The sequence below is a fragment of the Kitasatospora sp. NPDC038210 genome (assembly GCF_055600605.1).
In genome coordinates this window covers 56,589-70,658 of the sequence record NZ_JBVJYK010000005.1, presented here as the reverse complement: position 1 = coordinate 70,658, position 14,070 = coordinate 56,589, and the positions used below count along the sequence as shown (strand labels likewise).

Sequence of the window (14,070 nt, the reverse complement as noted above, 5' to 3'; positions counted from 1 at the left end):
TCCACGACCGCCTCCGGCCACCCCGATTACTCCCCCGGAGCGACGGGCGTGACAATGGGACGTATGTCCGTCCCACCGGTTAGCACCAGAACCCCGCGCACCCCCGACCCCGGTGGGAGCCGGCCCCTAGCCCTCAAGGGGGACAGCCGGTGAAGAATCCACTTCCAGAGGATGAGCAGACGGCTACGAGCGGTCTGGCAGACTTCTCGTCCATGGGGGAACCGACCGAGATCCAGCGAGGCGACGCCGGGCGCGCCGACACGGCCGACGGTGGCGGTTCCGAAGCGGCGACGACCGTCCCCGGTCACGCGCCCGACGGAGCCACCCGTACCGTCCAGTCCCGTTCCGCGGCCCTGCGCAATCGTTTCCGCGAGCAGCGCCGTTCGCCGGCCCGGCCGCGGATCTGGTTCGAGCTGGCCCTGATCGGGATCAGCTACTGGATCTACTCGATCGTCCGCAACGCGGTCCCGGAACAGGAAGCGATAGCCCAGAAGCACGCGCGCTGGATCTGGGAGCTGGAGCAGCACCTCGGCATCGCCGTCGAGCGCTCGGTCAACCACGCGATGGACGGCGTCGGGTGGCTCATCACCGGGATGAACTACTACTACGCGACGCTGCACTTCATCATCACGATCGGCGTCCTGGTCTGGCTCTACCGCAGCCACCCCGGCCGGTACGTCGCCGCCCGCACGGTGCTGTTCGTCACCACCCTGATCGCCCTGGTCGGCTTCTACTCCTTCCCGCTGGCCCCGCCCCGGCTGATGACCGACGGCGGCTTCATCGACACCGTGAAGACCCACGGCACCTGGGGCTCCTTCGCCTCCGGGCCCGCCGCGCACGTCTCCAACATGTACGCCGCGATGCCCTCGATGCACATCGGCTGGTCGATGTGGTGCGGCCTGGCGATCTTCTTCCTGGCCCGCCGGAAGTGGGTCAGGGCACTCGGCCTGATGTACCCGGCCGCCACCCTGGTGGTCATCGTCTCGACCGCCAACCACTTCTGGATGGACGCCGTCGGCGGCGAGATCTGCCTGGCCGTCGGCTTCCTCGCGGCCCGCTGGCTCTACCACGAGTGGGTCTACAAGCTGCCGCAGGTGCCCGCCCGGGAGTCGGCGCAGGACCAGCCGGTCACCGTTCCCGAGCAGTGGAGCGAGCCCGCGGTCAGCACCGCCCGCCGGTAGCGACGACGAACGGCGAAGGGGCCCCGCACGGGGCCCCTTTCGCGTGCCCCGGGGCGCTCAGAGCCCGTAGAACAGCCGGTCCACCACCGCCCGGGCCCGCCGGGTGGTCCGCCGGTAGTCGTCCAGCAGCTCCCCGCTGTGCCCGGCGCCGTACCCGAGGTAGCGGGCCACCCCGGCCAGCTCCCTGGCCTCCCCCGGGAAGCTGTCCCCGGGACGGCCCCGCACCAGCATCACCGCCGCCCGCACCCGGGACGCCAGCACCCAGGCCGCTTCCAGCACCTCGGCGTCCGCCGGCTCCACCAGCCCGCCCGCGACCGCGGCCGCCAGGGCCGCCCTGGTCCGGGTGGTGCGCAGGGCCGGCAGCTCGTGCCCGTGCTGCAGCTGGAGCAGCTGCACCGTCCACTCCACGTCCGCCAGCCCGCCCCGCCCGATCTTGGTGTGGGTGGTCGGGTCGGCCCCGCGCGGCAGCCGCTCGGCCTCGATCCGGGCCTTGATCCGGCGGATCTCCATCAGGTCCCGCTCCGGCACCCCGTTGCCCGGGTAGCGCAGCGGGTCGATCAGCTGCCGGAACCGCGTGCCCAGCTCCTCGTCCCCGGCCACCGGGTCGGCCCGCAGCAGCGCCTGGCTCTCCCATGCGTGCGACCAGCGCCGGTAGTACGCCGCGTACGAGGCGAGGGAGCGCACCAGCGGACCGCTGCGCCCCTCCGGCCGCAGGTCGGCGTCGACCAGCAGCGGCGGCTCGGTGGAGGGCGCGCCCAGCTGGGTGCGCAGCTCGTGGCAGACCGCCTGGGCGGCCCGGGCGGCCTCCTCCTCCAGCGAGCCGAGCAGCGGCTCGTGGACGAAGAGCACGTCCGCGTCCGAGCCGTAGCCCAGCTCGTGGCCGCCGAAGCGGCCCATCGCGACCACCGAGATCCGGGTCGGCAGGTCCCCGTGCTCGGCCTCCCAGCCGGCGACGCAGGCCCGCAGCGCACCCTGCAGGGTGGCGGCGTTGAGTGCGGTGAGCGCCTCCCCCGCGACGTCCAGCGCCTCGGCGGGGTCCTCCCCGAGCCGGCCGAGGACGTCCGCGGCGGCCGTGCGGAACAGCTCCCGGCGGCGCACCGAGCGGGCGGAGGCCACGGCGGCCGTGGTGGACCCGGCCCGGCCGACGGCGGCGAGTATCTCCGACTGCAGCGCCGCCCGCCCGCGCGGTTCCAGGCCCTGCGGATCGCCCAGCATCGCCACCGCCTCGGGGGCGCGCAGCAGCAGGTCGGGGGCGAGCCGGCCGGCCGACAGCACCCGGGCCAGCTGTTCGGCGGCGGCGCTCTCGTCCCGCAGCAGCCGCAGGTACCAGGGGGTGCGGCCGAGCGCGTCGGAGACCTGGCGGAAGTTGAGCAGCCCGGCGTCCGGGTCGGCCGAGTCGGCGAACCAGCCGAGCAGCACCGGCAGCAGGGTGCGCTGGATCGCCGCCTTGCGGCTCACCCCGGAGGCCAGCGCACTGATGTGCCGCAGCGCGGCCGCCGGGTCCGCGTAGCCGAGCGCCTCCAGCCGGGCCCGCGCGGCGTCCGGGGTCAGCCCGGCGGCGCCCGGCGGCAGCTCGGCCACGGCGTCGAGCAGCGGCCGGTAGAACAGCTTCTCGTGCAGCCGCCGGACCTCCACCGCGTGCCGCTTCCACTCCCGGTGCAGCGCGGCCACCGGGTCGGCGCGGGTGTCGTCGTTGATCAGCGGGGCCAGCGAGCGGGCCAGTCGGCGCAGGTCCTCGGCCCCGGTGGGCATCAGGTGGGTGCGGCGCAGCCGGTACAGCTGGATCCGGTGCTCCAGCGAGCGCAGGAAGCGGTACGCGGTGTCCAGCGAGGCGGCGTCCGCCCGGCCGACGTACCCGCCCCGGGAGAGCGCGGCCAGCGCCTCCAGGGTGTTGCCGCTGCGCAGCGCCGGGTCGGTGCGGCCGTGCACCAGCTGGAGCAGCTGGACGGAGAACTCGACGTCGCGCAGCCCGCCCGGGCCCAGCTTGAGCTGGCGGTCCAGCTCGGTGACCGGGATGGAGTCGATCACCCGGCGGCGCATCTGCTGCACGTCGGTGACGAAGTTCTCCCGGGCGGCGGCCTGCCAGACCAGCGGGGCGAGCGCCTCGACGTACGCGGCGCCGAGGTCGGCGTCCCCGGCGACCGGCCGGGCCTTGAGCAGCGCCTGGAACTCCCAGGTCTTGGCCCAGCGCTGGTAGTAGGCGAGGTGGCTGGCCAGGGTGCGGACCAGCGGTCCGTTGCGGCCCTCGGGGCGCAGGTTGGCGTCCACCGGCCAGATGGTGCCCTCGCCGGTGGTGTCCGCGCAGAGCCGGGTGAGGGCGGCGGCGAGCCGGGTGGCGGCCCTGACCGCCTCGGGCTCCGCCACGCCCTCGCGCGGCTCGGCGACGAAGATGACGTCCACGTCCGAGACGTAGTTGAGCTCCCGGCCGCCGCACTTGCCCATGCCGATCACCGCGAGCCGGCAGGCCGCGGCGGCCTCCGGGTCCTGCTCGGCGGCGAGGTCCAGGGCGGTCTGCAGGGTGGCGCCGGCCAGGTCGGCGAGTTCGGCGGCGGTCCGGGCGAGGTCGGTGGTTCCGGTCAGGTCGCGGGCCGCGATGGCGAGCAGGCAGCGGCGGTAGGCGATCCGCAGCGCGTCGGCCGGGCTGCGGTCGCCGCCGCGGACGTCCGCGTCCCGGACGCCGTCGGTCAGCGCGCGGCGGAAGTCCTCCGGGCCGGGGTGCATGTCGCGCAGTTCGAAGGTGACCAGCACGTGCCAGTCGTGCGGGTGCCGGGCCAGGTGGTCGCCGAGCGCGGTCGAGACGCCGAGCACGCCGAGCAGCCGGTCGCGCAGCGGCTTGGAGGTGGTGAGCGTGTCGCGCAGGGTGTGCCGGTCGGCCTCGTCGGCGGCCTCCATCAGCCGGGCCAGGCCGAGCAGCGCGAGGTCGGGGTCGGCGGTCGCGCCGAGCGCGTCCAGCAGCACCGGGTCGTCGGCCAGGCCCTCCAGGCCGGGGCCCTCCAGCAGCCGCACCGCCCGCGCCGGGTCGCCGAACCCGCGCCGGACCAGCCGGTTCTCCGGCCTGCTGACCCGGCTCCCGGCCCGCTGCTCCTCCACCGCCATCGGCCCCTCCATCCGTCCGCCCCAGCAGGTTACGCGCCCGGGCGGCCCGCCGCCGGACGGCCCACGGGCCGGGCCCGCCCGGTCACCGACCGGCCCGGCGCACGGACCCGGGCGGCAGCGTGGCGTGTCGGCTTGCCCGCCGGCTCGCGGGCGCGGTGGAGTACGCGCATGACCAGCCCGGACGCCCCCGGCGGCGGCCGGCGCGGCGGCCGAAGGGACGAACCATGGCAATCGAGCACCCGGCCGAGGGACGAGCACCTTGCCGGCACCCCCTGCGGGTCGCGCTCGGCGCGCTCGGCGACGCGCTGTTCACCATCGGCGTCCTGCTCGCCCTCTTGCTCGCCTACTCGCTGTGGTGGACGAACCTCACGGCCGACCGGCACTCCGGTGTCGCGGCCGAACAGCTCCGCCGGTCCTGGTCCACGGCGGCCCCGTCCGTCCCGACGCCCCCGGCCTCCGGGGCCGCGGCCGCCGCGCCGCCCCTGTTCGACGCGGGCGGGGGCATCGGGTTCCTCCACGTGCCGGCCCTGGGCGCCGGCTACGAGGTGCTGCTCAGGATCGGCACCGACGAGGACACCCTCGCGGACGGGGTCGCCGGCGTCTACACGGCGCCGTACCGCTCGGCCATGCCCTGGGACGCGCAGGGCAACTTCGCCCTCGCCGCCCACCGCGACGGGCACGGTGCGAAGTTCCACGACCTGGACCGGCTGAAGCCGGGCGACCCGCTGGTCGTGGAGACCCGCGACCGCTGGTACGTCTACCGGGTCGACGCCACGCTGCCGGAGACCTCCCCGGACGACACCGGTGTCATCGCCCCGGTGCCCGCCGGCTCCCCGTACACCGGGCCGGGCCGCTACATCACCCTGACGACCTGCACCCCCGTCTACACCTCGCTCTACCGGATGGCCGTCTGGGGCAGCCTGGTCGACGAACGGCCGATGGATCCGGGCCGTACGCCGCCCCCCGAACTGCGCTGACGGGCCCGGGCCCGGGAGGGAGCGCGGACGGAAACGGGGACGCACGACCGACGGGCGGTGCGCTCTCCGCGCACCGCCCGTCGGTCACCCCGCTGCCGCGTCATGCACGCCGTCGGCTGATCCGCATGGCTGCCGCGCCGGCCACGAGGAACGCCGCCGAGAGAGCCGCCAGCAGCGGCGTCTGGCTCCCGGTGTGGGCCAGCTCGCCGTGGTGGTGGTGCCCGGCCGCGTGCTGCTCGCCCCCGCCGTGGTGCCCGCCCTGCGGGGCCGGCTTGTGCGACCCCTCCTGCGCGGCGAACTTGGCCTTGTTCACGTTCTGCGCGGCCTGGTGATTGCTCTGGCTCTGGTGGTTGGACAGGTTGTTGCTCTGCGCGGCCGACTGGTGCGCGGAGTTGTTGGAGTTGCTGGTGGAGCTGTTGTTCGACGTGCTCGCGGCGCTGTTGTTGGCGCTGTTGTCGAGGTTGTTGGTGACGACGTTCTGGACGACGACGGTGAGGTCGACCTTCTGGTCCTGCCGACCGTCCTGCTTCTGCTCGGCGTTCTGGGCCTGACCCTGTGCCTGCTCCTGACCCTGCTCCTGACCCTGGGCCTGGTTCTGCTCGCCGTTCTGGCCCTGCCCCTGGTCCTGACCGCCGTGCTCGCCGTGCCCCTCGTGGCCGCCGTGCTCACCGTGCTCGCCGTGGCCCTCGTGGCCGCCGTGCCCGCCATGGCCCTCGTGCCCGCCGTGGCCTTCCTGACCCTCGTGGCCGCCGTGCTCGCCGTGGTCCTCGTGGCCGCCGTGCTCACCGGGCGGGCAGACGCACCCGGGGAGCTCGTGGTGGCCGGGGCTGCCCTCCTCCTCGCAGGACGCGCCGCCGGCCGCGGCTCCTTCGGGGAGCCCGGGCGCCAACGGCTCGCCCATCGGCCGGCCGCGCTCGGCGCCGTCCTCGCCCACCTGGACCGAGTCGCCCGGCTCGGCGGCGTCACCCGGCTCGGTGGCGTCACCCGGCTCGGTGGCCTCGTTCGACTCCGGGTCGGCCGGCTCCGGCGTGTCCGACCGCATGATGCTCCGGCTGGTGACGGTCCAGGTGTTGCCGGAGAAGCCGGCGCCGTCCCCGGCCAGGCGCAGAAGGCTGTCGACCCATTCGCCCTGGGCCCCTGCCGACTCGGAGGCGGTGCCGTGGTCGACGGAGGACGAGGCGTAGGCCGTGTGACCGGCACCCAGCACGAGCGTGGCCGAGGCCAGTCCGGACAGGACCAGGGTGGTGATTCGAGTACGCATGGACACTCCAGGATGATCCGTAAAACGGATCTTCTGAATACGCCCCTGTGTCACTCGCCCGCGGTTCGCACCGCTGCAGAGTCGTCGGATTGGCCCAACGGATTAGCGTGCGCGGAGGATGCCGCACGAAACAGGCGGGCCCGCTCCGACCGGAGCGGGCCCGCCTGGTGATTGACTGATCGTCAGAGAACCTGGAGGTTCTTCCGCAGCTCGAACGGCGTGACCTCGGAGCGGTACTCCTCCCACTCCTGGCGCTTGTTGCGCAGGAAGAAGTCGAAGACGTGCTCGCCCAGCGTCTCGGCGACGAGTTCGCTGCGCTGCATCAGGTCGATGGCCTCGCCGAGGTTCTGCGGCATCGGCTGGATGCCGAGGGCGCGGCGCTCGGAGTCGGACAGCGCCCACACGTCGTCGTCGGCGCCGGGCGGGAGCTCGTAGCCCTCCTCGATGCCCTTCAGGCCGGCCGCGAGGGTGACGGCGTAGGCGAGGTAGGGGTTGCAGCCGGTGTCGAGGGAGCGGACCTCGATCCGGGTGGAGCCCTGCTTGCCCGGCTTGTACATCGGCACCCGGATCAGCGCCGAGCGGTTGTTGTGGCCCCAGCAGATGTAGGACGGTGCCTCGCCGCCGGCGCCGGCGGTGCGCTGGGAGCCGCCCCAGATCCGCTTGTAGGAGTTCACCCACTGGTTGGTCACGGCGGCGGTCTCGGCGGCGTGCTTCAGCAGGCCGGCGATGAAGGATCTGCCGACCTTGGAGAGCTGGTACTCGGCGCCGGACTCGTGGAAGGCGTTGCGGTCGCCCTCGAACAGCGAGACGTGGGTGTGCATGCCGCTGCCGGGGTGCTCGGAGAAGGGCTTGGGCATGAAGCTCGCGTGCACGCCCTGCTCCAGCGCGACCTCCTTCATGACCAGGCGGAAGGTCATGATGTTGTCGGCGGTGGAGAGCGCGTCGGCGTAGCGCAGGTCGATCTCCTGCTGGCCGGGGGCGCCCTCGTGGTGCGAGAACTCGACCGAGATGCCCATCGACTCCAGCATGGTGATCGCCTGGCGGCGGAAGTCGTGGCCGACACCGCGCGGGGTGTGGTCGAAGTAGCCGGACTGGTCGGCCGGGATGGGCGCGGTGCCGTCGCCGGGCAGGTTCTTCAGCAGGAAGAACTCGATCTCCGGGTGGGTGTAGAAGGTGAAGCCCAGGTCGGAGGCCTTCTCCAGGGTGCGCTTGAGCACGAACCGGGGGTCGGCGTAGGACGGCGAGCCGTCCGGCATCAGGATGTCGCAGAACATCCGGGCGGTGCCCGGGGTCTCCGAGCGCCACGGCAGGATCTGGAAGGTGGTCGGATCCGGCTTGGCGATCATGTCGGACTCGTACACCCGGGCGAAGCCCTCGATCGCGGAGCCGTCGAACCCGATGCCCTCCTCGAAGGCCTGCTCCAGCTCGGCCGGGGCCACCGCGACCGACTTGAGGAACCCGAGCACGTCGGTGAACCACAGCCGGACGAACCGGATGTCACGCTCTTCGAGCGTCCGAAGCACGAACTGCTGCTGCTTGCCCATGGGGACAGTCTCACCTCTGCTCTTTACGCTCGTGTTACGCCCGGGAGGCCTCCGGAAGACCCTGTGAGCGAATGTCCCCATCATGGCCGATCACCGGGCGGCACGGCAGTGCCGACCCCCGGGAACACCCTCGGAACACCACCGGAACACCCCGGGAACCGGCCCGGGAGGGCCTCGGGCCGACCCTGGACCGACCCCCTCGCGGGACATTGCGTCAGATAGACGATTACACTCGGGGACATGCCCAATCTCCGTCTCGCCCTGAGCCAGATCGACCCCTGGGTCGGTGACCTCGCCCGCAACAGCGATGAGGTGGTGCGCTGGACCAAGCAGGCCGTCGAGGCCGGCGCCCAGCTGGTCGCCTTCCCCGAGATGGCCCTCACCGGGTACCCGGTCGAGGACCTCGCCCTGCGGCACTCCTTCGTCGAGGCCTCCCGCGGTGCGCTGGTCGAGCTGGCCGGCCGGCTGGCGGCCGACGGGCTGGGCGAGGTGCCGGTGGTGGTCGGCTACCTCGGGCGCTCCGACCACGCGTCGCCGCGCTTCAACCGCCCGGCCGGGTCCCCGCAGAACTGCGCCGCCGTGCTGCACCGGGGTGAGGTGGTGACCCGCTTCGCCAAGCACCACCTGCCGAACTACGGCGTGTTCGACGAGTTCCGCTGGTTCGTCCCGGGCGACCAACTGCCGGTGGTCCGGGTGCACGGGGTCGACGTCGCGCTGGCGATCTGCGAGGACATCTGGCAGGACGGCGGCCGGGTCACCGCGGCCCGCGAGGCCGAGGCCGGGCTGCTGCTGGTGATCAACGGTTCGCCGTACGAGCGGAACAAGGACGACCAGCGGCTGGAGCTGGTCCGGCGCCGGGCGGCCGAGGCGGGCTGCACCCTGGCGTACGTCAACATGGTCGGCGGCCAGGACGAGCTGGTCTTCGACGGCGACTCGATCGTGGTCGGCGCGGACGGCGAAGTCCTGGCCCGCTCCCCGCAGTTCGAGGAGCACCTGCTGCTGCTCGACCTCGACCTGCCGGCCGCCAGCAGCGACCACACGGACGGCCTGCTGCTGAGCGACGGGCTGCACCTGGTCCGTACCGAGCTGGGCGGCGAGCCGGTGCCCGCGCCCGCCGACCGGGCGGACGCCGGGGTCGCGCCGCGGCTGTCCGACGAGGCCGAGATCTGGGCCGCGCTGGTCGCCGGCACCCGGGCGTACGTCGCCAAGAACGGCTTCGGGTCGGTGCTGATCGGCCTCTCCGGCGGCATCGACTCCGCACTGGTGGCCTCGATCGCGGTGGACGCGATCGGCGCCGAGAACGTGTACTGCGTGTCGATGCCCAGCCGCTACTCCTCCGAGCACTCCAAGGGCGACGCGGCCGAGCTGGCCCGCCGCACCGGGCTGCACTTCCGGACCGTCTCCATCGCCCCGATGTTCGACGCCTACCTCGCCGCCACCGAGCTGACCGGCCTGGCCGAGGAGAACCTGCAGTCCCGGCTGCGCGGCACCCTGCTGATGGCGATCTCCAACCAGGAGGGGCACATCGTGCTCGCGCCCGGCAACAAGAGCGAGCTGGCGGTCGGCTACTCGACCCTGTACGGCGACTCGGTGGGCGCGTTCGGGCCGATCAAGGACGTCTACAAGTCGCTGATCTTCCGGCTGGCCCGGTGGCGCAACGAGGAGGCCGAGCGGCGCGGCGAGGTGGCTCCGATCCCGGAGAACACCATCGTCAAGCCGCCGTCCGCCGAGCTGCGGCCGGACCAGAAGGACACCGACTCGCTCCCGGACTACGACCTGCTGGACAGCGTGCTGGCGCGCTACATCGAGGGCGACGAGGGCCGGGACGCGATCGTGGCTGCGGGCTTCGACCCGGCCGTGGTGGACCGGGTGGTGCGGCTGGTCGACACCGCCGAGTACAAGCGGCGCCAGTACCCGCCGGGCCCCAAGATCTCGGTGAAGAACTTCGGCCGGGACCGCCGGCTGCCGATCACCAACCGCTGGCGGCGCGGCTAGAACCTCCTCAGTACCGGTAGGTGGCGACCACCGCGAGGTGGTCGCTGCCGTCCCGGGGCAGGGTGCGGGAGTCGACCGGTTCGAGCCCGCCCTTGCTCATGATCTGGTCGATCCGGGCCATCGGGAAGGACGCCGGCCAGCTGAAGCCGAAGCCGTCCCCGGCGGCGCCCTGGGCCGAGCGCATCTGCGAGGTGACGGGCGCCAGACTGCGGTCGTTCATGGTGCCGTTGAGGTCGCCGAGGAGCAGCACCTTCTTGATCGGCTCGGCCTCGATCGCGTCGCCGAGCGCCTGCGCGCTGGCGTCCCGCTGGTTGACGGTGAAGCCGCCCTCGGCCTTCAGCCGCACCGAGGGCAGGTGCGCGACGTACACCGCGACCGGGCCCTGCGGGGTGCCGACCTGGGCGCGGAACGCCCTGGTCCAGCCCATCTTGAGGTCCACCGGCGCGACCCCGCTGATCGGGTACTTCGACCAGAGCCCGACCGTGCCCTCCACGGTGTGGTACGGGTAGGCCTCGGCGAGCCCGGTCTCGTACGAGTGCAGCGCCCGGCCCGCCAGCTCCTGCAGGGCGACGATCTGGGCACCGGAGGCGACCAGCCCCCGGATGGTGCCCGGCACGTCGGTGTTGGCGGCGGCGACGTTGTGGCTGACCACCTTCCACTCGCCCTTGCCGCCGCTCCGGTCGATGAGCAGGCCGCCGAACAGGTTGGCCCAGAGCACCACGGGCAGCAGCAGGGCGAGCAGCGCGGTGGCGGAGCGGCGCAGCAGCGCGGGCACCAGCAGCACCGGGACGGCCAGGCCCACCCAGGGCAGGAAGGTCTCCAGCAGGCTGCCGAGGTTGCCGGCGCCGTTGGGCACCTCGGCGTGGAAGGCGAGCAGAGCGGCGGTGAGCCCGGCCAGGGCGGCGATCACCAGGCCGCGCCGCCAGGTGGTGGCGCCGCGGGCGTCCCGGCCCCAGTTCCGCAGGCCGAGGAAGCCGCCGGACCGCGCCGCCGGGGCCGGCTCGTCGGCACCTCCGGGGGCCGCGATCCGCTCGGTCCTGTCCGCCTGCGTCATGCCGTGGCTCCCGTTCGCTCGTGCCGGCCGCCGGTCCGGGGTCCGGCCCGCGGGACGGGCACGGCACCGGACCGGTGCCGGTTCGATCGGATACCCGGCTCAGCCTATGCCGGGACAGACGTCGGGCCCCCGGAGCGGGTTCCGGCGTGGCCCGGATTGGTGAGTTAGGCCACGTCCGGCCGGTGCGGCGCCCGGACAGCAGGTCCGTACGGCGCCCGGGCGGTCCCGGACGGCGGGCCGATGCCAGGGTCGGCGCGGACCCGGACGGCGGGCCGATGCCGGGGTCGGCGCGGACCCGGACGGCGGGCCGGTGCCGGGGTCAGCGCGGCCCGAGGCCCCCGATCAGCGAATCGACCATCTTGCGGGCGAGGTCCGGGTCCTCCAGGTCGGAGTCGTCCCACAGGATGCTGCGGTAGAGGATCGGGCCCATCAGCAGGTCGCCGAGCAGGTCCAGGTCGAGGTCGGAGCGGAGCACGCCCTCGTCCACGGCGCGGCGGATCAGCTTCAGCCCGGCTTCTCGGCGCGGCTTGACCACCCGTTCGCGGTAGGCGTTGTGCAGCTCGGGAAGGCTGTGCATCTGGCCCAGGGCGGCCTTCAGCACCCAGCGGGTGCGCTTGGCGAGGCCGCGTCGGCGCATGTAGTCGATCATCTCGATCAGGTCGGCCCGCGCGCCGCGGCCGGTCGGCTCCGGCATCGGGACCTCCAGCTTGCCGACCACGTCGACCAGCAGGGCCTCCTTGTTGGGCCAGCGCCGGTAGATGGTGGCCTTGCCGACGCCCGCCGCGGTGGCGATGCCCTCGATGGTGAGTTCGGACATCGTGGTGCCGCCCGACATCAGGTCCACCACCGCGCCGAAGATGGCCTGCTCGGCGGCCTCGCTGCGGGGCCGGCCGCGGCGTGCCGCGGCACAGGCCTGGCCGCTGTCGGCGGCGCAGTCCTGATCGGTGTCGGCGGTCGGGGTGTCCGTCTTCATCCCCGCTGTACTCCCTCGCTGTCCGCGGGCGCGCGGGCGCCGTCCGTGTCGTTGACGGTCCGTGCGGCGGGCGGGAGCCCGCCGTCGGACCGAGGCCCTGTCCCCTCGGGCGCACCCGGGGGGACAGGGCCATTGTCACCCAGTCGTGTTCGAGGCCTCACCGTCGTCCGGCCGGACCGCAGGTCAGGCGTCCGCGGCCGCGGCCTCGACGAGGGGCTCGTCCCGCTGCTCGGGGGCCGGACCGGCCGGCGCACCGGGGGCGGCCGAGCGGCGCGGCAGCAGGAACCAGGCGACCAGCGCGCCGAGCACCGAGATGCCCACCGAGAGGGAGGCCACGACGTGCATGGCGTGGATGAAGGAGTCGTTCGCCGGGCCGATCAGGGCCTTGCCGCCCGGGATCCGGTCGGCGATGGCCAGGGTGGCCTCCAGCGACTCGCCGGCCTTGTCCCGCAGGTTCTCGGGCAGCTGGTTCAGCGTGTCGGACATCCCGTCGCGGTAGACGGTGGAGAGCACCGCGCCGAGCACGGCGACGCCCAGCGAGCCGCCGACCTGGCGGAAGGTGTTGTTGACAGCCGAGCCCGCGCCGGCCTTCTCGCGGGGCAGCGAGCCCATGATCGCGACGGTGACCGGCGGCATGACGTGCGCCATGCCGGCGCCCATCACCAGGCCGAGCACGATCAACACCCAGATCGGGCTGGTGGCGGTCAGCACGGTGTAGCCGACGAAGCCGAGCGCGACCAGCAGCATGCCGCCGGAGGCGGTGGCGGCGACGCCGATGCGGTCGACCACCAGCCGGGCCCGCGGCGCGAACAGCAGCTGGGCGACGGCCAGCGGCAGCATCAGCAGGCCGGCCTGCAGCGCGCTGTAGCCGCGCACGCTCTGGATGTAGAAGACGCCGAAGAAGGAGACGCCCATCAGCGCGAAGAAGATCACGCCGACGACGACCACGGAGGCGCTGAACACCTTGTTGCGGAACCAGCTGACGTCCAGCGCGGGGAACGCGGTGCGGCGCTCGAACCAGACGAAGGCGACCAGCGCGACCACGCCGATCAGGGTCGGCGCCCAGGCCTCGACAGCCGTGAAGTCGGCCAGCTCGCCACCCTTGATGATGCCGTAGATCAGCGCGACCAGGCCGATGATCGACAGCAGCACGCCGACCGGGTCGAGCTTGCCCGGGTTGGGGTCCTTGGACTCGGGCACCAGGACCGCCATCGCGATCACCGCGACGATCACGATCGGGACGTTGATCAGGAAGACCGAGCCCCACCAGAAGTGCTCGATCAGCACGCCGCCGGTGATCGGGCCGATGGCGATGGCCAGACCGACCGCGCCCGCCCAGATGCCGATGGCCTTGGGCTGCTCGGAGCGCTCGAAGACGTTCATGATGATCGCCAGCGTGGCGGGCATCGCGAGCGCGGCGCCGACGCCCATCAGGGCGCGGAAGCCGACGAGTTCACCGGGCGAGCCGGCCATCGAGGACAGCAGCGAGGCGATGCCGAAGACCACCATGCCGGCCAGCAGCGCGAGCTTGCGGCCGAAGCGGTCGCCGAGCAGGCCCGAGGTGAAGAGCAGCCCGGCGAACACCAGGGTGTAGGAGTTGATCGACCACTCCAGGTCGCTCTGGGTGGCGCCGAGGCCGACCGGAGCGGGGGTCGCGATGGTCTTCATCGCGACGTTGAGGATCGAGTTGTCGAGCACGACGACGAGCAGGGCGAGCACCAGGGTGCAGAGGATCGCCCAGCGCCGACGGTGGATGGCTTCCGGCACGCGGGGTGGCGCGGCTGCGGTGGTCATTGGTCTTCCCGTCCGTGTTGGTGTGGCACTGGCGGGCAATTCCGAGCCGGATACGTCTCGTAACCCCCCGCACCAGAGTAGCCGGGAATACGATACGAGACGACCCCGTTTCGCAAAAACGAGGCAAAGCCCGCCGCCTCCGCCCACCACGACCGGGCCCGGTGTGCCACCACGACCGGACCCGGTGTGTCACGG

General features: G+C 73.1%; 9 protein-coding genes. 3 read left to right on the top strand and 6 right to left on the bottom strand.

The genetic code is table 11. The features are described from left to right. Positions 1–212 precede the first annotated feature (212 nt). Positions 213–1,181, top strand: a complete 969-nt coding sequence (locus ACZ7KX_RS11990; RefSeq protein ID WP_470326354.1) for a phosphatase PAP2 family protein — start codon at positions 213–215, stop codon at positions 1,179–1,181. A 57-nt stretch (positions 1,182–1,238) separates the two neighbouring features. Here the strand turns inward: ACZ7KX_RS11990 and ACZ7KX_RS11985 are convergent, their stop codons facing one another. Then, positions 1,239–4,277: a bifunctional [glutamine synthetase] adenylyltransferase/[glutamine synthetase]-adenylyl-L-tyrosine phosphorylase gene (locus ACZ7KX_RS11985; RefSeq protein ID WP_470326353.1), complete on the bottom strand. Its 3,039-nt coding sequence runs from the start codon at positions 4,275–4,277 to the stop codon at positions 1,239–1,241. A gap of 224 nt (positions 4,278–4,501) precedes the next feature. Between ACZ7KX_RS11985 and ACZ7KX_RS11980 the strand changes: the two genes are divergently transcribed. Continuing rightward, positions 4,502–5,254, top strand: a complete 753-nt coding sequence (locus tag ACZ7KX_RS11980) for a class E sortase (RefSeq protein ID WP_470326352.1) — start codon at positions 4,502–4,504, stop codon at positions 5,252–5,254. A 100-nt stretch (positions 5,255–5,354) separates the two neighbouring features. On the opposite strand, the gene ACZ7KX_RS11975 is transcribed toward ACZ7KX_RS11980, so the two are convergent. Then, positions 5,355–6,515, bottom strand: a complete 1,161-nt coding sequence (locus ACZ7KX_RS11975; protein ID WP_470326351.1) for a hypothetical protein — start codon at positions 6,513–6,515, stop codon at positions 5,355–5,357. 182 nt (positions 6,516–6,697) lie between these two features. Continuing rightward, a complete protein-coding gene (gene glnA / locus ACZ7KX_RS11970; RefSeq protein ID WP_097238167.1) occupies positions 6,698–8,059 on the bottom strand; it encodes a type I glutamate--ammonia ligase in 1,362 nt (453 codons plus the stop codon). 240 nt (positions 8,060–8,299) lie between these two features. Here glnA and ACZ7KX_RS11965 point away from each other — a divergent pair, with 240 nt between their 5' ends. Continuing rightward, a complete protein-coding gene (locus tag ACZ7KX_RS11965) occupies positions 8,300–10,054 on the top strand; it encodes an NAD+ synthase (RefSeq protein ID WP_470326350.1) in 1,755 nt (584 codons plus the stop codon). Positions 10,055–10,061: 7 nt separating this feature from the next. Here the strand turns inward: ACZ7KX_RS11965 and ACZ7KX_RS11960 are convergent, their stop codons facing one another. The 3 genes from ACZ7KX_RS11960 to ACZ7KX_RS11950 all read right to left on the bottom strand — a co-directional run bounded on the left by ACZ7KX_RS11960 (position 10,062) and on the right by ACZ7KX_RS11950 (position 13,875). Further along, complete coding sequence (locus ACZ7KX_RS11960) at positions 10,062–11,108, bottom strand: endonuclease/exonuclease/phosphatase family protein (RefSeq protein WP_470326349.1); 1,047 nt, start codon at positions 11,106–11,108, stop codon at positions 10,062–10,064. Between the two features lie 319 nt (positions 11,109–11,427). Further along, positions 11,428–12,081 carry a TetR/AcrR family transcriptional regulator gene (locus tag ACZ7KX_RS11955; protein ID WP_350523297.1) on the bottom strand — a complete coding sequence of 218 codons (654 nt, stop codon included), beginning with the start codon at positions 12,079–12,081 and terminating at the stop codon, positions 11,428–11,430. Positions 12,082–12,264: 183 nt separating this feature from the next. Next, positions 12,265–13,875 carry a DHA2 family efflux MFS transporter permease subunit gene (locus tag ACZ7KX_RS11950; protein WP_470326348.1) on the bottom strand — a complete coding sequence of 537 codons (1,611 nt, stop codon included), beginning with the start codon at positions 13,873–13,875 and terminating at the stop codon, positions 12,265–12,267. Positions 13,876–14,070: the final 195 nt, after the last annotated feature.